Origin of the sequence: Novosphingobium sediminis (genome assembly GCF_007991615.1) — a bacterium.
In the GTDB taxonomy this organism is placed as follows: Bacteria; Pseudomonadota; Alphaproteobacteria; order Sphingomonadales; family Sphingomonadaceae; genus Novosphingobium; species Novosphingobium sediminis.
Genome location: NZ_BJYR01000002.1, coordinates 132,346 through 153,977, shown reverse-complemented (window position 1 = coordinate 153,977; position 21,632 = coordinate 132,346). Strand labels below are relative to the sequence as shown.

Annotated in this window: 18 protein-coding genes; 6 read left to right on the top strand and 12 right to left on the bottom strand. The window is 64.8% G+C overall.

The features are described from left to right. Window positions 1–9: 9 nt before the first annotated feature. From NSE01_RS01825 to NSE01_RS01790, 8 genes are all read right to left on the bottom strand, one after another. The gene (locus NSE01_RS01825) at window positions 10–594 is read right to left on the bottom strand and encodes a nucleotidyltransferase family protein (protein WP_147157914.1); all 585 of its coding nucleotides are present in this window, start codon (window positions 592–594) and stop codon (window positions 10–12) included. Continuing rightward, window positions 575–1,555 (bottom strand): XdhC family protein, encoded by a 981-nt coding sequence (locus tag NSE01_RS01820; protein WP_147157913.1) that lies wholly within the window; start codon window positions 1,553–1,555, stop codon window positions 575–577. Before NSE01_RS01820 ends, NSE01_RS01825 begins: the two co-directional genes overlap by 20 nt. After that, window positions 1,552–2,091, bottom strand: a complete 540-nt coding sequence (locus NSE01_RS01815) for a cytochrome C (protein WP_147157912.1) — start codon at window positions 2,089–2,091, stop codon at window positions 1,552–1,554. Before NSE01_RS01815 ends, NSE01_RS01820 begins: the two co-directional genes overlap by 4 nt. Before the next feature lie 40 nt (window positions 2,092–2,131). Next, the gene (locus NSE01_RS01810) at window positions 2,132–2,674 is read right to left on the bottom strand and encodes a methylamine dehydrogenase light chain (protein WP_147157911.1); all 543 of its coding nucleotides are present in this window, start codon (window positions 2,672–2,674) and stop codon (window positions 2,132–2,134) included. A 69-nt stretch (window positions 2,675–2,743) separates the two neighbouring features. After that, window positions 2,744–3,346, bottom strand: a complete 603-nt coding sequence (locus tag NSE01_RS01805) for a thioredoxin domain-containing protein (protein WP_147157910.1) — start codon at window positions 3,344–3,346, stop codon at window positions 2,744–2,746. Window positions 3,347–3,350: 4 nt separating this feature from the next. After that, complete coding sequence (locus NSE01_RS01800; RefSeq protein WP_147157909.1) at window positions 3,351–3,920, bottom strand: MauE/DoxX family redox-associated membrane protein; 570 nt, start codon at window positions 3,918–3,920, stop codon at window positions 3,351–3,353. Further along, window positions 3,920–5,122 (bottom strand): amine dehydrogenase large subunit, encoded by a 1,203-nt coding sequence (locus NSE01_RS01795; RefSeq protein ID WP_246134981.1) that lies wholly within the window; start codon window positions 5,120–5,122, stop codon window positions 3,920–3,922. The genes NSE01_RS01800 and NSE01_RS01795 overlap by 1 nt, the downstream gene beginning before the upstream one ends. Window positions 5,123–5,507: 385 nt before the next feature. Continuing rightward, window positions 5,508–6,212 (bottom strand): TetR/AcrR family transcriptional regulator, encoded by a 705-nt coding sequence (locus NSE01_RS01790; RefSeq protein ID WP_246134980.1) that lies wholly within the window; start codon window positions 6,210–6,212, stop codon window positions 5,508–5,510. A gap of 245 nt (window positions 6,213–6,457) precedes the next feature. Between NSE01_RS01790 and NSE01_RS01785 the strand changes: the two genes are divergently transcribed. Both NSE01_RS01785 and NSE01_RS01780 read left to right on the top strand, forming a co-directional pair. Next, window positions 6,458–6,931 carry a (2Fe-2S)-binding protein gene (locus tag NSE01_RS01785; RefSeq protein WP_147157907.1) on the top strand — a complete coding sequence of 158 codons (474 nt, stop codon included), beginning with the start codon at window positions 6,458–6,460 and terminating at the stop codon, window positions 6,929–6,931. Further along, window positions 6,928–9,114, top strand: coding sequence for a xanthine dehydrogenase family protein molybdopterin-binding subunit (locus NSE01_RS01780; RefSeq protein ID WP_147157906.1), 2,187 nt, complete (start codon window positions 6,928–6,930; stop codon window positions 9,112–9,114). Before NSE01_RS01785 ends, NSE01_RS01780 begins: the two co-directional genes overlap by 4 nt. A gap of 185 nt (window positions 9,115–9,299) precedes the next feature. Here the strand turns inward: NSE01_RS01780 and NSE01_RS01775 are convergent, their stop codons facing one another. Beyond that, entirely contained in the window at window positions 9,300–11,996 is a 2,697-nt protein-coding gene (locus NSE01_RS01775) for a TonB-dependent receptor (RefSeq protein ID WP_147157905.1), read from the bottom strand. Between the two features lie 387 nt (window positions 11,997–12,383). On the opposite strand from NSE01_RS01775, the gene NSE01_RS01770 reads away from it, so the two are divergent. Beyond that, window positions 12,384–14,444, top strand: a complete 2,061-nt coding sequence (locus tag NSE01_RS01770) for a tetratricopeptide repeat-containing sulfotransferase family protein (protein ID WP_147157904.1) — start codon at window positions 12,384–12,386, stop codon at window positions 14,442–14,444. Here the strand turns inward: NSE01_RS01770 and NSE01_RS01765 are convergent. Beyond that, window positions 14,441–16,444, bottom strand: a complete 2,004-nt coding sequence (locus NSE01_RS01765) for a TonB-dependent receptor plug domain-containing protein (RefSeq protein ID WP_174811979.1) — start codon at window positions 16,442–16,444, stop codon at window positions 14,441–14,443. The genes NSE01_RS01770 and NSE01_RS01765 overlap by 4 nt on opposite strands. 149 nt (window positions 16,445–16,593) lie before the next feature. Between NSE01_RS01765 and NSE01_RS01760 the strand changes: the two genes are divergently transcribed. The 3 genes from NSE01_RS01760 (at window position 16,594) to NSE01_RS01750 (ending at window position 19,249) form a co-directional block, all read left to right on the top strand. After that, window positions 16,594–17,358: a DUF1223 domain-containing protein gene (locus NSE01_RS01760; protein WP_147157902.1), complete on the top strand. Its 765-nt coding sequence runs from the start codon at window positions 16,594–16,596 to the stop codon at window positions 17,356–17,358. Window positions 17,359–17,427: 69 nt separating this feature from the next. Then, window positions 17,428–18,591, top strand: a complete 1,164-nt coding sequence (locus tag NSE01_RS01755; protein WP_218033228.1) for a pyridoxal phosphate-dependent decarboxylase family protein — start codon at window positions 17,428–17,430, stop codon at window positions 18,589–18,591. 58 nt (window positions 18,592–18,649) lie between these two features. Continuing rightward, window positions 18,650–19,249 (top strand): GNAT family N-acetyltransferase, encoded by a 600-nt coding sequence (locus NSE01_RS01750; RefSeq protein WP_170233725.1) that lies wholly within the window; start codon window positions 18,650–18,652, stop codon window positions 19,247–19,249. Between the two features lie 21 nt (window positions 19,250–19,270). Here the strand turns inward: NSE01_RS01750 and NSE01_RS01745 are convergent, their stop codons facing one another. Next, a complete protein-coding gene (locus NSE01_RS01745) occupies window positions 19,271–19,714 on the bottom strand; it encodes a MarR family winged helix-turn-helix transcriptional regulator (RefSeq protein ID WP_170233724.1) in 444 nt (147 codons plus the stop codon). A 108-nt stretch (window positions 19,715–19,822) separates the two neighbouring features. Next, complete coding sequence (locus NSE01_RS01740; protein ID WP_170233722.1) at window positions 19,823–21,628, bottom strand: cation:proton antiporter domain-containing protein; 1,806 nt, start codon at window positions 21,626–21,628, stop codon at window positions 19,823–19,825. Window positions 21,629–21,632: the final 4 nt, after the last annotated feature.

The window sequence follows — 21,632 nt, the reverse complement described above, 5'->3', positions numbered from 1 at the left end:
GAAGGATGGCTAAAGCAGCGCTTCGGCGCGTGTGAGGTCTTCGGGCCGGTCCACGTCGAGGGCGAACCTTGGGTCGAGTGCCACTATCGGCGCGCCCTTGAGCCGCACCGCTCCGCCGCGATCGCCATCGAGCGCGGCGAGGGCGGGAAAATGCTGTGCGCCGAAGATTGCGGGCGGCAAGGTGACGCCATGCGCCGAAGTGGCAATGCGATCGCCGTCAAATTGGCTGACCAGCGCGCGGATATGATCCTGCGGCACGAGCGGCATGTCTGCCAGTGCGACCAGCACCGCCTCCGCGCCGTCCGCCATGGCCGCCGCAACCCCAAGCGCGAGTGACCGGGCCTGAGGCGCTCCGGCAGGTGTGAGCGGGATGCACTCATAGCCCAGCGCGGAAAGATCCGGCACTTGCGGTCCGACAACGGCATAGCGCTTCGTGAACGGCAAGCCGGCGAGCATTGCCGCCGCGTGGACGGCGAGCGGCATTCCGGCGAGCGGAGCCAGCAGTTTGGGACCACCGAAGCGGGCGGACTGTCCGCCTGCGAGCAGGATCAGCGCGAGACCGGAAAAGCCGGTCTCAGTTGCGGGTCGGGACATGCGAGGCAGGATCCTGCCCCGTCCGGCCCGGCGCACGGCCGCTCCAGCCCGGCATGCCGGCACAGGCCTGATAGTCCTGAACCAGTTCGCCAAGGACTGAAAGCGCAAGCGTCGCGGGATCACGCGTCGCCGGAATAAGGCCGATGCCGCCGCGCAGCGTATCGAGGCTGGCTTGCGGAACGCCGATCGTGCGCAGGCCCGCAAGCCGCGCATGGTGCGTGCGCGCGCTGCCAACGGCGCCATGGTAGAAGCCGTCCTGCGCCAAGGCATGGGGGAGGAGCATTTCCTCCCAATCGTGATCGTGAAACAGGAACACGAAGGCGGTCCATGGATCGCCGACAAGGTCTGGCAGCGCGGTGCGGCTGACCAGCGGGATGACACCGGGTTCGGCAGCGGCATGGCGGTCGGTCGCCGGGGCAAAGGCTTCGACTGTCACGCCGAACGCCCGCGCCAGCCGGACCAGTGCGGTCAGATCTTCACCGTGCCCCAGCGCAACGAGCCGCAGCGGCGGTGCATAGGCGCGCTGGAAGCCGTGGGCGCCCGGCGTGCTGGAAAGGGCCGCGCCGCCTTCATTGAGCCGAAGCACTGCCGCCTTGCGCGCATCAATCCGTGCCAGAATTTCGGAAAGTACCGCCGGGTCAGGGTGTGGCGTGAACAGCAGATCGATGCCACCGCCGCAGGGCAGGCGGATATCGAGGTACGGTGATCCCACGCCGTAGCGCACTGTGCGGCCATAGCCCTTGGCGAGCACGTCCTGCGCTTCGGCAATCACGGCGGCTTCGACGCATCCGCCAGAGAAGGAACCGGCGCTGCGCCCATCCGCCAGCACCGCCATCTGGGCGCCGACCCCGCGCGAAGAGCCGCCCTCGATGCCGGTCAGCGTGACAAGGACGCCTTCGATGCCCGCCTCGGCACCCTCAATCAGCAGGCCAAGGATGCTGCGATCATCGTGAGCGATCATTGTGTCGATCCCGGATACTGCAAGCGCAGGGATGCAGGCGCGCGGCACTTCTTGATCGACTCGTTGGCGAGCCGCAGGCGTTCGGCCTTGAGCGAAATACTGGTGAGTGCGAATTGCCGCTCGTACGCAACTTCCGGACCGGTGAACGGCTTCGTTCCAGCTGGCACGCTCGTGCCGCCGAGCACGAAGACCACGTAGTTCATCAGGTCCGCCAGCTGATCGTTGTCCGCAATCCGGCTATGCGCGACATTGGGCAGGCGCAGCAGATACGCGCGCGATCCCGGCGTGCACATGAACCAACCGACGCGGTCCTTGATCTCCGGCAGCTTGGCAGGAACGGTTGTGCCGCGAAGGCCATGGCAACCGGCGCAGTTCTCGATGAAATCGGTCTGTGCCAGTTCGGGATCGGCCAGCAGCGATCTTACCCCTGCCGGGATCTCGGGCGAATGGTTGTCCGGCTCGGCTGCTTGCAGCGCGCCGAGCGACAGTGCGCACAGCAGCGTAGCAGCGGCAAGGAGGGCTGTACGGAATGTCATTTGCCGCTTTATAGCCCCACGTGCCGCGCTGCGATACCCCTCAGGCTGTGCCGACGAGCACAGCCGTCGAGCAATGGTATTCCATGCTCGTGGTGCCGAAGCACCAGATGACGTCATTGTTGAGCTGCGGGACGTAGAGCTGCGTCTCGCGGTCGGTGCCGTCGCAGTTGCACTTCGCGCAGTAGGCCTTGCCGCAGCAATCGCGGTAGGCGATCAGGTAGGCGCGGCCGTCGTCGGGATTGATGCAAGTGCCGACCCACGAGACGGGCGAGTGTTCAGCGCCCGGCGGGCAGCGGTTTACCGCACCGCCGCAGCACGAGCAGAGCGAGCCGTCGATCGCGCAGTAGCGCCAGTAATCGCACTTGGTATCGTCCTTCGACTGCGCATTCCGGGCGAAGGTAGTCTTGGCCTCGGGCGAGCGGTCCGGCTTGGCGGCGCTGGCACGGCTGACGGGCAGAACCGGGAAAACCGGCGCGGCGACCAGCGCGAGGCCGAGCCGGGCGAGGATACCGCGGCGCGAGGTGCCGCCGGCAAAGCGGCGGAGCAGCTTTTCGCCCATGGCGTCGGGATTGAAGGTCTTCATGAGCTTGTCCCCTAAGAAGCTAGTAACGCAGTGCGCTGGAACGGTGTTCGATGATGGAATGAATGGCGATCAATTGGCGACGGCCTTGAGCTTGCCAATGTAATCCTGAACCGACTGGATGCCCATTTCGTGAGCGATGATCAGGCTTTCGAGGTGCTCGCGGCTGTTGACGAGGCCCTTTGAGAGGATCGTGCCGTGCTCGTCCATCAGGACTGCATAGGGCAGCTTGGCCACTTCGTAGGCCTGGCCGACTTCGGGGCCGTTGATGAACTGGTAGCCACCGAGGCTGTGCTCGGCAATCATCTGGCGCTGTGCTGCCGCGTCATCATCGCCGATGAAAACCAGTTGCACGCGTTCATCGCGGGCGAAAGATTTCGCCATCGGGATGAGGTTCTTGCACAGCGGACACGAGGGCGAGACGAACATGAGGAGGCGCAGCGGTACGCCGTGGAGGTGGCCGCCGACGGTGGTCTTCTGTCCATCCAGCGTAGTGGCCGGGATCGCGGCAGCCGCGCTGCCGACCGAGGGGCCTGCGGAAGTCGTCAGCGCACCGGCAGGAGCAACGCGCATGTGCAGCACGCCGACCTGACGGGCGAGCGCAAGCAGCGCGACACCGAGCAGGAGGATGATGATCCACGACAGAACCGCCGAAACGAGCAGGGCTTGCAGCATTCAGTTACCTCCGCTGAGCCGCGAGCGGCGATGCCGCCAGCGCCCCGATGGCGTTGAAAAGTTGGACGATCACGAAAACCGCGAGACCGCCAGCAAACGCGATGGCGAGATCGGCCGTGGTGCGCGGCGCAGCCGGGAACAGCTGCGGCACGAGCAGCGCAGCCAGCACGATATTGCGCGTGACAAGCAGCCAGCTGAGCGGTTGGCGCAGCTGCGAACGGCCGCACCCGCAATCGATCTCGCGCCGCCCACGTGCGATATTCACGCCCATGGCAGCGGCGAAAATGAGAAGAAGCATGATGGCCGCGCCAGCCGCCAGCATGTTGCCGCCCAACAGCAGGCCGATGGCGATGACAAGTTCGGCCGGAGCAAGGAGCAGTGCCGCCGGGGCGACCAGCGCTGCTGGAAGCAGGCGGTAATTGGCGATGACACCGGCCAGAAGCTCACGGTGGCGCAGCTTGGCGTGCGCGGCCTGCAGGAATACCAGGCCAACGCCCATCGCTCCCGCAAGGCCGATCACGCCCAGACCGCTTCCGCCGAGCGCAGCCAGTGTCAAGGCACCGCTGTCTGCCATCAGGGCTCCAGCGTCCGCATCACACCGCCGCCCGAATTCTCGAGCATGAACTTCTGCTCGCCGGTCTTGGCATCGAGAATGAGGAGAGCGCTTGGCCCATCCTCACCGCGTTCGGTGGAAAGGACCAGCTTCGGATTGGCTTCCTGCGTGATGGCGATCGCGCTCGCGGGATGCTCGAGCGGGATGCGCCGGACGACCTTCTTGGCTGCGACATCGAGATCCCAGATCTCGGTGCCGGGCTCCTTGTGGGTCCAATATTCGCCAGTGTGCATGAGCACGTAGGCATGGCCGGTGCCGAGGTGATAGGCAAGGCCCTGCCGCGCACCGGGATACCAGTGCACGTCGAGCGGCTTTGTATCGGCGGGCGATACGCCTGCGGCCGCCTGGATCGAGAAGGGTTCCGAAATCGTCGGCGTTGCGCCGAGCTTGGCGGTAAAAACCTGCCCCGTATAGGTCAGGAATACGGCCTGCTGCTTGGCTCCGTCATAACCGAAGTTGTCGAAGATCGGATCATTGGTGGCCGAGAAGAACGGGGCCGAGCGAGTGATCTCGGGCTTGGCAGCGGCGACCTTGACGGTGGCGAGCGAGCCATCTGAGCACAGCGCCGAGAAGCCGACACCGGTGACCGGCATCAGGCTGGCGCAGCCGGCGAGTTCGATCTTCTTGACGAACTTGCCCTTCACAAGATCGACTACGTTCACCGAGGATGCCGGGTCTAGGTTGTAGACGTAAGCCGTCTTGCCCTCATCGGCGAGGACGAAGTTGAACTTGCGTCCGCCGATCAGGATGCGGCCGGGAATTGCGATTTCATTCTTCAGCTTGAGCGTGGCAGAATCATAGACCGTGATCATGTCCTGCCGCGTGCCGCGCCAGCCCTTGGTCCAGATGCTTTCCGAAACGTAATAGGCCTTGCCAGCGGGATCGATCGAGAGATCCGACAGGGTCGAGGCCTCGACCATGCCGAGCATCTTGCCGGTGTCGGTGTCATAGATTGCGTTGCCCGGCACTACGAACCCGCGCTCGACGAACACCCAGCTGGGCTTTGGCGCGGAAAGCGTGACCGCTTCCAGTTCCGGATCCGACGGCAGCGGATCGGATGCGCGCGCAATGTTGGCGGAGCCGAGCAGCGCCAGAGCGCAGACGGCCGCGGCGCTGTGCCTGGCGCGGGCGGAAAGCGATGATTTGCGCTGAACCTTCATCATTTTCATCTGGCCTGGCCCCTTTTGCCTGAAACTCGGAAACTTGCGAATTCCCCTGCGTCGACAGCTTTGATCGGCCATGCTGCAAACCGAGCGCGCCCGTTGGAATGCGGGCGGACGGTGAGCGGATCGACGCGAGTTGTGCGACTGCGAAGAAGTTTTGACGGGCGTCCAGTTTTAGTCAAGCGCTTTGTAACGCTAATTTGCCCGATCTGGTGGAGAAGCGCGCAGCAAGGCGCGGCGTTGCAAAACGCCGTCGCACCAAGTCCGGAAAAAGACATCGCCACCACGCAAACTCGCATCACGGGCACGCTGCCGCGCCCGGTCTAAACAATGCTCGTTCCTGCGGAGCCGTCGCGTCGCACTCAGCTTGAGGGCCCGCACAGCCTTATGGCTTGAGTGCAATCTGCTCCGATGTGATCGACTTGGCAAGCATCACCATCGCTTCAGCAGCGATTGCAGTGATTTGCGGCATTTTGCCGGCCCACGGTTTGTCGAAGCCGAGGAACGGCGTGGTGCCTTCCATCGATGCGCTGATATAGAGCGCGAGCGTCCGCACGTCCTCCGCTGAGAGCGCCGGGTTGAGCTCGGTCACCACTTCGCCGATGAAATCGTGCACGCGCTGGTAAAACACGCGCACCCGGTCGGCGACGAATGCGTTGTGGTTGGCAAGCGCCCAGAGTTCGGTGAACAGGCGCGTGGTCCGCTTGCCCGCAATGTCATCGAGGCACAGCTTCACGATCAGGCGGAGGCGGTCTTCCGGAGAAATGCCAGGCTGGCGCACTTCGCTTTCAAGCAGCTTGTCATAGCTGTCGAGAAGCTCGTCCAGCATGATCTTGATGAGCAGTTCCTTGCGCGGGAAGTGGTAGCTGACATTGCCCACCTTCATTCCGCTGGCGCTGGCGATGCGGCGGATGGTGAATGCGCTCGCGCCTTCTTCGATCAGCACATCGTGCGCAGCCTTGAGAATGGCATCGACGGTTTCGGTACCGCGCGCGTATGTGCCGGGGCGAGGGCCGGTGGTCATGCCTTCATCGGCGCCGGAACCGGCATCGTTGGGTGCCTCGACCAGCGGGGCAGTATTACGGTCCATGGGGTATGCGTAGCATGCGTGCGGCACCCTAACCAGAGCGCCCTTCCGGCAAATCGCTCTTGACGGAATCCGCAAGTTTGTACAGACTTTGCGCTGCCATTTCAAGTATATGAAAATAAACAGTTATTACTCGGCCCTCCGGTAATCGATACCATGCTGTATCCGCAGCGGAACAGGGCCGGATTTTCCCAGAATTTGCCGGTCCGGCGCGCCTATTGCCGCCCCGGCTTCTCGAAAGGACCGCAATGGCGATCTCGCTGACCGTGAACCGCAAGCCTCGGACCGTGGATGTCGAACCTGACAAGCCGCTGCTTTGGGTGCTGCGTGAGGATCTCAACATGCCGGGCACGAAGTTCGGCTGCGGTGCCGGGCTTTGCGGTGCCTGCACGGTAATCCTGAACGGGGAGGCCGTGCGTTCATGCCAGACCGCGCTGTCTGATGCCGCGGGCAAGGAAATCGTGACGATCGAGGGTGTGACTGCCTCACCGGTCGGCGCCAAGGTGGTCGAGGCGTGGACCGCGCTTGACGTGCCGCAGTGCGGTTATTGTCAGGCCGGGCAGATCATGTCTGCCACTGCATTGCTCACCGCCACTCCCAAGCCGTCTGCGGACGAGGTGACCGCCGGGATGGCCGGCAATGTCTGCCGCTGCGCAACCTATCTGCGCATTCAGAAGGCAATTGCCGAAGCAAGCAAGGCGATTTCGGGAGCCGCCGCATGACCGCCGTTTCCGTTTCCCGCCGCTCGTTTCTCGCCGCCTCGCTGGCCGGTGGCGCCGCGCTCACGTTCGAGGCAAAGCTCGCGTTTGCTGCTGCGCCCGGTGCGGCGGAGCCAGCCATGCTGGGTGTGTTCGTGAGCATCGCGCCTGACAACACGGTCACGATCCTCGCGAAGAATCCCGAGATCGGGCAGGGCGTGAAGACCATGCTGCCCATGCTGATCGCCGAGGAACTCGATGTTGCGTGGAGCCAGGTGAAGATCAAGCAGGCCGACGACAATGCGGACAAGTATGGCCCGCAGTTCGCCGGCGGTAGCATGACCACGCCGCTCAACTGGCTGCCCGCGCGGCAGGCCGGTGCCGGTGCCCGCGCGATGCTGGTCGCCGCCGCTGCGCAGCAGTGGAGCGTACCCGCCGCCAGTCTGACCACGGGCGAGGGCATGGTGAAGCACGCCGCCAGCGGCCGTTCGATCACCTATGCCGCGCTCGCGCCGATTGCCGCGAAGATCGCAGCGCCCGATCTCGAGAAGGTTCCGCTCAAGAACCCCAAGGACTTCAAGATCGTCGGCAAGCCGCGTCCGGGTGTCGATACGCCCGCGATCGTGCGCGGCGAGCCGCTGTTCGGTATCGATGCCCATCCGCAGGGCATGCTTTATGCCGCAATGGTCAAGTGCCCCGTCATCAGCGGCACGCTCAAGAGCTTCGACGATGCCGCCGTGCGCAAGGAAAAGGGCGTGTTGGCGGTAGTGCCGATCACCGATGGCGAAATTCCGGCGGGCAAGCACAATGCCGTGGCGATCGTCGGTGACAGTTGGTGGCGCGTTCACAAGGCGCGCGAGAAGCTTGCCGTACAGTGGGATACCGCGGGCTTCGATGGTTACTCGACAGAGGGCTATGCGGCGCAGGCCAAGGCCTTGCTGGGCGCGACCCCCGCAGCGGACTTGTTCCGCGCGGGCAATGCCGATGCAGCGATGTCCAAGGCAGCCAAGGTGGTGACGGCCGACTACGCCTACCCCTTCCTCGCCCACGCCACGCTTGAACCGCAGAACTGCACGGCGGTATGGCATCCGGACGGCAAGCTGGAGTTCTGGGCGCCGACGCAGGATCCCGGCACGGCGCGCGGTGATATCGCCAAAGTTCTGGGGATCGATCCAGCCTCGATGACGATCCACATGACGCGCATCGGCGGCGGTTTCGGCCGGCGGTTGATGAGCGATTTCATGATCCAGACCGCCTGCATCGCCAAGGCGCTGCCCGGCCGTCCGGTCAAGCTGCTCTATGACCGCACGGACGATCTGCGGAACGACTACTTCCGCCCTGCAGGCTGGCACCGCATGACTGCGGGGATCGACGCGAGCGGCGCGCTGGTGGCGCTTAAGGACCACTTCGTGACCTTTGGCGAGAACGGCAAGCCGATGCGCGCGGCGGGCATGCTTGCCAGCGAATTTCCGGGGCCAGAGCTGCCGGACGTCCATTACGGCGTCTCGTACCTCAAGACCAACGTCACGACCGGGTGGCTGCGCGCGCCCACATCCAACGCCGTGGCCTTCGTGTTTCAGGGTTTCCTTGATGAAGTGGCCGAGGCTGCCGGAACGGACCTGCCGGAGCTGATGCGGCGCACCCTTGGCGCGGGGCGCAAGTTCCCTTCGTCCGATCCGGATGAACCGGTGTTCGATACTGCCCGCGCGCGCGGCGTCGTCGATGCGGTGTGCAAGTTCGCAAGCTGGACCGGCAAGCGATCGACCACACCGGGCAAGGGACGGGGCTTTGGCTTTTACTTCAGCCATCGCGGCTACTTTGCCGAAGTGGTCGATCTCACCGTTGCGGATGGCCAGATCACCATCGACAAGGTGTGGGTGGCCGGTGACATCGGCAGCCAGGTCATCAATCCGCTCAATGCCGAGCACCAGATGCAGGGCGCCGTGATCGACGGTATCGCGCAGGCGCTGGTGTGGCAGCCGATCGAGCAGAAGGCAGGCGCTGTCACGCAGGAGAACTTCGGTGATTTCCCGCTGATCCGCATTAACCAGACGCCCGGCGATGTCGCCATCACGTGGGTGGTGACTGACAACCCGCCGACCGGCCTTGGCGAGCCGACGCTGCCGCCGGTAATCCCGGCGATTGCGAATGCGATCCGGGATGCGACGGGCAAGCGCCTGCGGAGCCTGCCACTTACGCTCGCTTGAGTGCGCTGAGCTGAGGCTGGGCTTCAACGCCCACTAGAAACCCCTTCCGTGCAAGCGGTAGGGGTTTTCTTGTGTGTAGGGCAAGGTCAACCCCGCACGTCTGTCATTCCGGCTGCGCACAAAGAAAAACCCCTCGCAGATGGTCTGCGAGGGGCCTTTCCGGTTCTCGAGTTTTTATCAGGCTGTCAGTAGCGATAGCCCAGCTTGAGCCCGAAGAACTGCGGCCGGATCGGGAACGTGCGGGAAGAACCCGCGCAGACCGAGATCGAGCAGAACGTGTTGCGGGTCAGCTGGCCACGCCGGTCGAACGCGTTCTGGATGAAGATATCGGCAGTCCAGTGATCCTTGCGGACACCGGCCCCGAAATCGAAGCTGACGAAGCCAGCAGTATTGCCAAGCAGATTGTTGTTGAACTCGTTGAGATCCTGCGTCGCGCCAGTCTGATAGAGGACCGCCCCCTGCAGGTAACCCTTCATCGAACCGAAATCGGTATCGAGCCGGATCGTTGTTGTGCCCTTGAACTTGGGCTGGCGGGGCAGGCGGGTTCCGTCAGCAGCAGCCACCGACGGCGTATCGAGGTTGCCAGGGATGAACTCGCCGGGCGCGCAGGTGGCAAGCTGCGAGATCACCTTGGTGTCACGGTTAGCGACGAAGTTGCAGAAGTTGCCCTTCAGTTTGCCGTCGTTGTAGGCGCCGCTGCTCGAGATCGTGAACTTGCCCAGCTTGAGTTCGGCGTCGTATTCGATGCCCTTGACCTCGGCCTTGCCGGCATTGCCGGTGTAGCCGGCGCCTTGCGCTCCGGCGACGACCAGACCGTACTGGATGTTGTTCCACTTCTCGAAATAGATCGCGGCATTGAGGCGGAACACGTTGTTGAACGTGCCCTTGAAACCAATCTCGAAGTTGGTGAGCGTTTCGGCTTCGAAGGGCGGCGCCGCAACGACAACCTGGGGCTGCGTCTCGGTCTTGCGGAGACGTAGTGGTCGGTTGTACCCGCCGGGGCGGAAGCCGGTCGAATAGTTGAAATAGAGCAGCTTCTGATCGGCAAACTGCCAATCGACCACCACTTTGTGTGTTTGTCCCTTTTCGCTGTAGCGGCCAATGCTGAGCGGATCGAGCGCATTGGTGTTGCGGCATTCAAGGCGCGCGCCGGTGAGCGGTAGCGGGCAGCCAACGGCCCCGGTGGGAAGGAAGATCGACGGCGCCACAGCGGCCGAGGCGCCCACGCCCTGGAAGCCGACCACCTGATAATCCGTCCAGAAATAGCGGATGCCGCCAGTAATCTTGACGTTGGGCAGGATGTTGTAGTGCGCCTCTGCGAATACGGCGGTATCGTGGTAGAGCGTGTCGAACTCTTCGAGGTAGTAGGCATCGCCGCGCACCGCCGGGGTGCCGAGGATCATCGTGCCGCCCTGATCCTGCGGAATGCCGAAGCCATCGGGATTGTTGTCGCCGCCACCGGATTCGGTATAGCCGACGATCTGGTCAAGCCCGCGAATGGCGTAGTTGTTGTCCGTCTGGTTCTTCTGGCGCTGGTAGAACGCGCCGACCGTCACATCGAACGGCCAGGTCTTGGGCGTGGTGAGACGCACTTCCTGCGTGAACTTCTTGTTCCGCTGGACGGTGTGATAGTACTGGTTGGGATTCAACAGCGTGGTGCACTTGAGTGTTGCGCCAGAACCGCTGCATCCAGATTTGTCAAAGAACTGCAGGTAGTTTTCATAGCCTGCGCCGAAGCTGTCATAAGTGACGGTGTAGTAGGTGTAGTCGTTGTTGATCTTGCGGTTGCGATAGTAATAGCCCGTCGCCGAGACCAGATCGAAATCGCCGATGTGGCCGTGCACGGTAAGCGCCGCCTGCACCCATTTGTCGTCATTGCGCGTCAGGTCATAGTCGTGGACCTGAAGATCGCCGACGCGCGGATCATAGCCGAAATAGCCATACGAGATCTGGCGCTGCGCGGTGACAGCAGGGGTAACTTCCCAGCCATCGGTGACATCCCACAGCATGGAAAGACGGCCGCCGTATTCGTAGACCGGGTTGTAGTCCTTCTTGGCGATGGAGGCATTGCTGAGAGTGTAGGATGTCGCCGGATTGTCGTCGCCAAGGTTAAGGACCGCAGGGCGCGGATCGGGCTGCAGCGGGTTGTCGGTCGTGCCGCTGATGAACTGGCCCTTGTTGTCGGTGTTGTCGATGTAGCCGCCTTCCTTGCGGTAGTAGCCCATCGCGCGGATGGCGAAGCGATCGCTCACCGGAATGTTGATGTACGACTTGATCGTACCGCCAACCCCGCCTTTGCCGAACTTGTTGATTTCGCTGTCAGCGCCGAATTCGAAGGAACCGATCTTGGGCTTGTTCGTGATGAAACGCAGCACGCCGGCGAGCGAGCCCGCGCCGAACAGAGTGCCTTGCGGACCCGAAATAGCCTCGAGCCGCTCCATGTCGTAGACTTGGATATCCGGCACTTCCTGTCCGGTGATCGGGATTTCGTCGAGGTAATAACCGACCGAGGCATATGCGCCGCCAGCTGGCACGATACCGCGGAAATAGACCTCGTTGCGGCCGGGCCCGATGCCCGCGAATGAAACCGAGGGGAGCAGCGCGGCGTAGTCCTGCAGGCCCTTGACCTGTCGCTGCGCGAGGAAATCTGAGCTCAGTGCCTGGATCGCGATCGGCACCTTCTGCACGCTTTCGGCCTTGCGGGTTGCCGTGACGATGATCTCGTCAAATCCGCCGGTGGTCTTTCCTTCCTCGGCAGGGGCGGCCTGCGGCGCGAGGGCTTCCTGCGCGAACGCGGCGTGAGGCGCGGCGATGCCGGTGAGAATGGTGGAAAGGCACAGCGCCCTCAGCGTGCGCGACCGGCGACCGGTTTTCATTGTCATGACGTGTGTGGCTCCCTGTTCTTGGTACTCAGCTTCGCAAAAGGCTCCTTCGCGTCCGTTCCTGCGAACCGGCCTTTGGCCGGTTGATTCGCTGCTATGGCAGCGCCACCACCAGAGCTGGTCCCCTGCAGTTTTGCAGTGGGGAAAAGCCCTTGAGCCACGGTCGCTTAGCGACCTCTGGCCTACCGCGCGGACCGCACGGCGTGATTGTATCAAATTGATCCCCTGTAGGACGCCATTCTTGACGCCTGTCCAAGAGCGGAAGATGATAGATTACAGTTGAGAGTCAACAGCCATTTTCGCAATTGCAGCATGCTGCCGATTGAGCCGTTGCACCTGTGACAAAACCTGCACATGATGCAGCATGGCTAGGCGGCAAGACTAAGCATGGATGTGGGAAAACCAGCGGTTGCCGCTGGCTCGCGGCACTCGCAGCAGGATTTGCGGGCGGCGCTGGATGCAGCGGCGCAGCGCGTTGAAACCGCGCCCGATAGCGCGCTTGCAGACGCCGAGCGGGCCTTGCGCGTTGTCCCCGGATTGCCCCCCGCGCTGTTCATTTCCGCGCAGGCCTTGCGGCGTCTTGGCCGGTCCGCAGAGGCATGCGCGCGGCTTGCGCTGATCCCCGGCGGGCCGCGCCGTCCGGCCATGGTGCTGTGGGAACATGCGCAGGCGGCCAGCGAAGCCGGGCAAGCAGGAACAGCGATCGAGGCGCTGGAGGCGCTGACGCAGGTGCAGCCCGGTGTTGCAAGCGGATGGTTTCTGCTGGCGGCCGAACTGCGCAAGGCGGGGCGTGACGAGGACGCCTGGCGTGCAGACCTCTCCGCCGTCCACGCCGCCTCGCGCGATCCGGAACTACTCAAGGCGGCGGCCGCGATCCATGATGGCAAGCTGGACGAAGCGGATACCATGCTGCGTGCACGCGCGGAGCGACTGCCCAACGATCCCGTCGGCACGCGCATGCTGGGCGAGGTTCATTGGCGGCGCGGCGACATGGCCGAGGCGCTTCAGCTTGTGGAGCGCGCGGTTGCACTGGCGCCCGGCTTCGATCTGGCGCGCGATTTCCTCGTGCGCTTGCTCATGCAGCTCAATCGCTTGCCCGATGCGCTGCACCATGCCGAAACATTGGCGCGCAGTCCGGTCAAGGCGGCGGGGGCTGAACTGATCCTTGCCTCGGTGCTGGTCCGGCTTGGCGAACAGGAGCGCGCACGGGGCATCTACGAACATCTGCTCGAGATGCAGCCCGAACAGCCCCTGCTGTGGCAGAACTTAGGCCACGTGCTCAAGACGCTCGGCGAGCAGGGCGAAGCGATTGCGGCCTACCGCGCGGCGGTGACGCATCAGCCGAGCCTTGGCGAGGCGTGGTGGAGCCTCGCCAATCTCAAGACGGTGAAGCTCGGCGCCGAGGATATAGCCCGGATGGAAGCGGCGCTTGGCGAACTGGCCGAAGGGAAGGGGCGCGAGGAAGACGTGTTCCATCTCCATTTCTCGCTGGGCAAGGCGTTCGAAGATGCGGGCGATGCGGCGCGTGCCTTCGAGCACTACGATAAGGGCAACAAGCTGCGGCGCACCTTGATCCGCTATGATGCGGACGAGTTTGCCGCCGACGTCGATGCGGCTGCATCGACCTTCACCGCGCCGTTCCTTGCGGCGATGGGTGAGGGCGGTGCACCGGCCGAGGACGCGATCTTCATCGTCGGCCTGCCCCGTTCCGGCTCCACGCTTGTCGAGCAGATTCTCTCCAGCCACAGCGCCATCGAAGGCACGATGGAGCTTTCGGAGATGATGACCATCGCCGCGCGGCTGCAATCGCGGGTGGACGAGGGGGAGTTTGCAGACTTCGGCACGATGGTGCGCTCGCTGACCGCGACGGACCGCCGGCGTCTGGGCGAGGAATACATCGAGCGCACGCGCGTGCATCGCAAGACGGACCGTCCGCGCTTCACCGACAAGATGCCCAACAACTGGCAGCACGTCGGGCTGATCCGGCTGATCCTGCCGAACGCGAAGATTGTCGATGCGCGCCGCCACCCGATGTCATGCTGCTTTTCGGGCTGGAAGCAGCATTTCGCCCGCGGGCAGACTTTCACATATGATTTCACCGAGATCGGCCGGTACTACCGCGATTACGTGCGGCTGATGGCGCATTACGACGCGGCAGCGCCGGGGGCGGTGCACCGGGTTATCTATGAGCGGATGGTTGCCGAGACCGAAGGCGAGGTCCGGCGCCTGCTTGATTATCTCGGCCTGCCGTTCGAGGAGGGTTGCCTCGAATTCCATCGCAACACCCGCGCCGTGCGCACCGCAAGTTCCGAGCAGGTCCGCCGCCCGATCTACACCGATGCGGTCGAGCACTGGAGAGCCTATGCGCCGTGGCTCGGTCCGCTGGAAGCCGCGCTCGGGGATGTGGCGACGAGCTATCCCGAGGTGCCGGGCGCCCTGCTGCCTTAGCGGAAGGCGATCTTCACCCCGCCCCAGATCGTGCGCGGGGTGCCGAGATCGATCGATCCACCGGAATTGCGTGTTACCACCGCCTCGTCGAACAGGTTCTCGCCGCGCAGGACGAGGCTGAACGGGCCGGCGACGGGCACTTCGGCATAAGCGTCGAGCGTCGTTGCGGCGGGCAGTACGTCGGTTTCGAGGTCGTCCTCGAACTGAGCGCCCGTATGCCGCAACGTGATCGCCAGAGTAGTTCGCGGGGATGGGCGCCACGCTGCCGTGGCGCTGGCGGCATAACGCGGGGTCTGCGCCGGGCGCTTGCCATCGAGCGCGGTGCCGGGGGCTTCGACCTTGGCATCGGTATAGGCGAAGGAACCGCTGAGCGAGAAAGCGCCGAACTTGGCTTCTGCGCCAAGTTCGATGCCATTGGCATGAACCGCATCGACATTCTGGCGCTCGCGGACATTGGTCGCCACGGTGACGTTGGCGATCGCGTGACGCACCTTGTTGTCGAATGCCGTGGCCGAGAAGGACAGGCCCGCCGCCGGTCGCCAGTCGATCCCGCCCTCGAAGCCGCGCAGCTTCTCGTTCTGAAGTGCGGCATTGGCGCGGGTGACGATGGGGAACACGGTGAACGAGCGGTAGAGTTCATTGAGCGTGGGCTGGCGTAGGCCGGTATAGGCCGAACCGCGCAGGGCAACGCCGCCGCCGAGCTTCACCACTGCGCCGCCGCGGAAACTGCCGTCCCATCCGGCACGGTCCGGATAGACGGTGGTGGAGGCCTGGCCGCTCAGCACGGAATCGAGCACGCCATTGCGGACCGACCAGCGATCTGCGCGCGCACCGGCTGTCAGGATCACCGGACCGAGGGTCCAGTCATCCTCGATGAACAGGCCGAGATCGCGATTGGTGCCCCCGGCGCGGCGCTGGCCGGTGATCTTGCCGGCGGTATAGACGTCCTCCTCAGTATGCCCTTCGGCATAGCGCCAGTCCGCGCCGAGGCGGAGGACGTGCGCCTTGCCGACTGGCGGGCGCAATTCAAACTTGCCGCCGATACCGGTTGAGGGCGTCGCGCGCTGGTCGAGCGTCGGCAGGAAGGTGCGCGCGCTGATGACGACGTTGTTGAAATCACGGGCCTGCACATAGGCGAGCGCATCGAACTTCCAAGCTCCGCGTCCGACAAGGCGCAGGCTGGCATCCTGTCCGCTGGCGGCGGTGTCCGCCCCGGCAAAGCGCAAGGTCCGGGCATCGTTGAAGGCCGCAACGCGGGCCTGCAGTTCGATGTCGCCAGTAAGCGGTGCGACGGCGCGCAGGCTGGTGGACCAGCTTTCATAGCTGGCACGGACGCTGGCCGGGACGCGTTGGTCAACGGGGGTAGTCCAGAAGCCCTGGCCGCGATCCCAGCGGCCCGAGGCGACGAGGTAGCCTGCGCCGAGCTTTGGCGCGAGCGTGGCCGAAAGCTCCGTCTCGCCGCGATCATCGACCAGCGCGCGCCCACCGAACAGGCCAAGCTGATCGGGGCTAGCGCTGGTCAGGTCGATAGTCCCCGCCACCGCGCCCGCGCCGAATGCGCCCGAGCCGCCGCCGCGCGTGACACGCGCCATCGCAAGCCGCTCCGGTGCCAGCGCGGAGAGCGGGACATAGCCGAAGAACGGATCGGCGACCGGCACGCCGTCGAGCAGCATGAGTGTACGGCTCGTGGCATTGCCGCCGAGCGCGCGCAGAGTGATGCCCTGCGCGGAGGGATTGGATGCGCGGCTGTCCGAGCGGCGGAACTGCTGGAAGCCGGCGGCAGCGGACAGCGCATCCTCGATCCGGCTGGAGGCGGCAACGGCGAGCCGGTCCTTGTCGATATCCTGCACGTCGTAGGCCACGGCAGCGGGCGCTGCATCGAGGCCGCGTCCAGTCACCACGATCTGGTCCGGCGCTGCTTCCTCGGCATAAGCCAGCGAGGGCAGGGAAGCACCGGCGAGCAGTGCGATAAGGGCAGCTGGGCGAAGGGTGCAGGGCACGGTGTAAATCGCTTTCGATCAGAAGGATGCCTGTGGGCCGTTGCCGTGCCGGGCCTGCCTGTCAAGTGGTCGGCCGGGCTTGCGTTGTAACCGGTGAAAGCGCACGGACGAATTGGCAGGTATCCCCGATGCCTGCAGAAAGCCATTCGATGCCGCGTTCACCTTCCTTGCTTCGCCGCCTGACCGCGATTGCCCTGCCGCTGGGCCTTGCCGGTTCGGCTTTGGCTGCGGGCCATTTCCTTACAAGTGTCGCTCAGGCGAATGCCCCGGCGGCGTCCCGCGTGGTGGCCCCTGCCGCGCCCGTGCTGGTCGAACTCTACCAGAGCGAGGGCTGCTCCAGCTGCCCACCCGCGGAAGCCTATCTCAACGGCATTGCGGGCCGCGCCAATGTGATCCCGCTCGCCTTCGAGGTGACTTATTGGGACTACCTTGGCTGGAAGGACAAGTTCGCCAGCCCCGCCTATACCCAGCGCCAGCGCGATTTTGCGTCGCGCTCCGCCAGCCACGAAGTCGCCACGCCGCAGTTCTGGATCAACGGTTCGCAGAGTGTCACCGGAGCCAATCCGCGCGGCGTTGAAGCGGCCATTGCCGCTGCGCGCAGCACCGCGCCGGTGCCGAACGTGGGCGCAGACGGCGTGACCATCGCGAAGGGCGCTGCGCCCGCGCGCCCGGCCGATGTCTGGCTCGTCCGCTATGATCCGCGCACCATCGACGTGCCGATCAAGGCCGGCGAGAACGGCGGCCGGACCCTGCCGCACAAGAACCTCGTGCGCGAACTGACTCGGCTCGGCGCGTGGAACGGCGGCGCGGCGCGCTTTTCCTATGCCCCGGCGGCCGGCGGATTGCGCAATGCGGTGTTCCTTCAGGACGGTCGCGGCGGCGCAGTGCTAAGCGCGGCAACCGACGCCCGCTGAGGCGAAATAGCGGCGGGAAGCCTCGCTACTGACGGGCCAAGCATTTGTGCCTGCCCGAAGGCGCGTCGCTTGGGCAAGTTCGCGGCCCTGCAGGCGGCGCGCGCCTGCGTGGCAGCGAGGCACGGCATGATCGATCTTCCGCAAACCCTTCCGCAGACCGGAATCGGCGAGGAGGCTGCACTCGCGCTGCTCGGCGCGGCAGCCATGGACCTGCGGGCTGATCTCGCCGCGCCCGATGTGCTGGCGCATATGGACCCGCCGTCGGCCGATGTGGCGGCGCGGATGGCCTATCTCGTCGCGCAGGCGAACCAGAACCTTCTGCACGCGGCGACGAGCCCCTTTGCGACGCAGGCCGAAGCGCTTGTGCTCGATTGGATCGTACCGGCTTATGGCATGGCCTGGGGCCAGTTTTGCAGCGGGTCCACGCTCGCCAATCTGACTGCGCTGTGGGCGGCGCGTGAGGCTGGCGCGCGCAAGGTCGTCGCATCGGCAGAGGCGCATATCTCCATTCCGAAGGCGGCGCGCATCCTTGGGCTGGACTACCACTCGGTGCCGGTCGGTGAAGACGGGCGGCTGCTCCGCAGCGCCTTGCCCGATCTGGCAGATGCCGCGCTGGTGCTCACCGCGGGGACAACCGGGCGCGGCGCGATCGATGATCTGGCGCCGATCGCAGCGAAGTGGCGCCATGTCGATGCCGCGTGGGCCGGGCCGCTGCAGTTCACGCACTACAAGCCGCGGCTCGCCGGGATAGAGGCTGCGGACAGCATCGCGATCTCCGCGCACAAGTGGTTCTTCCAGCCCAAGGGGGCAGCGCTGGCCCTGTTTCGCGATCCCGATGCAAAGGCATCGATTTCGTTCACCTCGTCCTATCTCGCCCGGCCCAACACCGGCATCGAAGGCACCCGCAGCGCGGCGGCACTGCCACTGCTGGCAACCCTGCTCGCGTGGGGGCAAACAGGCCTCGCCGAGCGGATCGAACGCTGCATGAGCATAGCCGAAGCGCTGGCAGAGCGGCTCGCCGCCGATCCGCGCACCGAGTTGAGACAAGCGCCAGAGACCGGTGTGATCAACTGGCGGCCGCGCTATGCAGACGCCGAGCGCATCGTCGCGGCGCTCGAAGGGACAAGTTCTGGCTTCACCATCGATGGGGAATTTTGGGTTCGGCAGGTTGCCGCCAATCCCCACGCGGACGTTGAGGCGCTGTGGCAGAGGATTGCTGCGGCGCTTGGGTAGGAGCGGTCTGCCCACCGCCTTTCCGTTTCGCCCGCCATACCGTAAGATCGACCGATCCATGACCTTGCCCTCCGGAACCGACCATATCGAAACCGAACGGCTACTCCTGCGCCGGATGGATGAGCGCGACCTCGAATTTCTGATTGCTGTCCATGCTGATCCCGAGGTCGCGCGGTATCTTGGCACGGGCATTGCGCGAACACCGGCAGAGACCGAGCAATGGCTGGCCGATGTCCTGCATGGTTATGCGACCGTGAACCTCGGCCCGCTGCTGGTGACGCGCAAGATCGATGGCAAACGCCTCGGTCGATCGGGGTTGAGCGACGGTGTCCTCGAAAAGCACCCGCAGCCGGGAAACTTGCGGCGCATGTGGTTCTTCCGGACGCATGTGCCGGAGGGCATGGCATACGAGACACTGCCCGAGCTCGGATATACCTTTGCGCGCGAGAACTGGGGGCAGGGTTATGCCTCGGAAGCTGCGCAAGCGGTTGCTGACTATGCGCGCAGGCACCTTGATCACCCCGCCGTCATGTCGGTCATCCACCCGGGCAACGTGGCCTCGCGCACTGTCGCCCAGAAGTTCGGCGTGACTTATGCCGATGATATCGAGATGGGCGGACGCGTCTACCAGCGCTTCCTCTGGCCTGGTTTTGCATGATCGAGTACCAGGTCGGGCCGATCACGCGGCGCTGACAGGTTCAGCCAGCGGCGCGAGCAGCCGGGCCAGCGCGGTGCGATCTTCCTCGGCGACCCTTGCACCGAGTGCCACCTCGATCGCTTCGGCATAGACCGGCCACATCGCCGCGCGCATCTCGAGCCCTTCGATCGTCAGCCTGATGGTGTGGCCGCGCGCGTCATCGGGGCAGGGCCTGCGTTCGAGAAGCCCTGCTTTCACCATCCGGTCCAGCAGGCGTGAAATCGCATATTGCTCGACGCCGAGCGCTGCCTGCAGATCGCGCGGGCGCTGCGCACCGCTGCGTTCGAGCGCCAGCAACACGTCGTACCACTCCGGCGGCGGCAGTCCGAGTTTGCGCAGGGTATCTGCGCAGTGCTGGCTTGCGCATTCAGCGGCGCGGAGCAGGCGCGTCCACGCCAGCAGAGTCGTTGCGGCAGGCATGACCATGGCAGGCGGCCTTTTCGATGCGGGTGCATGGAAAAACCCATGCGGCTGCATCCAAAATCTGATGCAGTCGCATGAAAAAGTCCATGCAAGTGCAACTACTTATGGGTGTTACCCGCCATACTCCTGCGGCTCGGGGCCGGTCAGGATACGGTCGCGGGCGACGCGGGGGTCGCCGGCTTCGACCTGGAGCTCCAGCCGCTCAGTGTCACGGGCGCGGAAGAGTGTTTCGGCCCGCGTGATCGCCTCGTTGCTGAGCCCGGCGTTGTCGAGCGCGGCGCGGGCCATGGCGATTGCGGATTCGAAGGTTTCGCGCATGATAAGCGTGACCGGGGCGCCGCGCAGAGCGATGAAGCCGCGCCTGTCGAACGTGCGGACGTAGAGGGCCGCGCGCGGAAACGCTTCGTGGACGGCGGCCAGCATCGGCGTGTCGAGTTGGTCCTTGTCGATGCAGAACAGGATCATTTCGGCGTCCGCCGCGCCGGCCTGTCGCAGCATGTCGATCCGGGTGCCGTCGCCGAAATAGACCTTGGCGCCGAAGGTGCCGGCGACGTCGATCATCTCGACATCCGTGTCGATCAGGGTGACGCTGATTCCGGCGGCCTGCAGGACCTGTCCGACGGCCTGCCCGAAGCGGCCATAGCCCACGATCAGCGCATTGGCGCCGTCGTTACTCGGCCCTTCGCGCGTCCCCTGCGGCGCGGCGGAAGGATCGGCGCGGAAGCGGCGGGTGGCAATCATCAGGAACGGCGTCGTTGCCATCGAGAGCGTGACGACGGCGCTGAACAGGCTGGCGGCTTCCGGCGCGATGAGCAGGGCGTGGCTCGCCTGTCCGAACAGGACAAAGCCAAACTCGCCGCCTTGGCTGAGCAGCAGGCCCAGCGCCAGCGCGCCGCGCCATGGCACGCCGAAAAGCCGCGCCAGCGCGAACATGACCGCAGCTTTCACCGTAATCAGCATCAGCGCCATGCCGATGACGAACAGCGGATCGCGGGCAATCGCGCCGAGGTCGAGCATCATGCCCACGGCAAGGAAGAACAGGCCGAGCAGGATCGAGCGGAACGGCTCGACGTCGGCTTCAAGTTCGTGGCGATAGGGGCTGTCGGCCAGCATCACCCCTGCGATGAAGGCGCCCAGCGCGGTGGAGAGACCAAGGAACTCCATGACGGCGCCCGCGGCCATTACCGTGAACAGAGCGGCGACAATGAACATCTCGCGCTCACCGAGATTGCCGATCAGGCGGAAGAGCGGGCGGATCAGGAAGCGGCCTGCGGCAACGAGGCCAGCGATGGCGGCCACGGTTTCCAGCGCCAGCAGCCAGCCCGGCGGGCCGCCGACATCCGCCGGATTGCGGCTGAGCGCTGCGATGATGGTGATGAGCGGGATGATCGAGAGATCCTGAAACAGCAGGATCGAGAAGGCGCGTTCGCCGAACCGCGTCTTGAGGCGGCCAGAGGACTGCAGCATCGGCAGCACCTGCGCGGTAGATGAAAGCGCCAGCGGCAGCCCCAACGCGAGCGCTGCGGCGGGCGAGAAGCTCGTCGTCAGCATGATCGCGCCGGCCAGCGCGAGTCCCGAAATCGAGACCTGCAGCAGGCCGAAGCCGAGGATATCGCGCTTCATCTTCCACAGTTTGCTGGGATCGAGCTCCAGCCCGACCAGGAACAGCAGCAGCGTGATGCCCAGTTCGGCAAAGCCCAGCTTTTGTTCCGCATCGCCGACCATGCCAAGCACGAACGGTCCCAGCACGGCGCCTGCAATGAGATAGCCCAGCGTCGCACCGAGGCCGAGGCGGCGGAAAAGCAGCACGAACGCAAGCGCGAAGCCGAGCAGCAGGAAGCCGTCGTGCATGATCGAGGCGGGATGGGGGGCTGTCACGTCACGGTTGTCGGGCCTGGCGCCGCCGAGGTCAACCATGGTT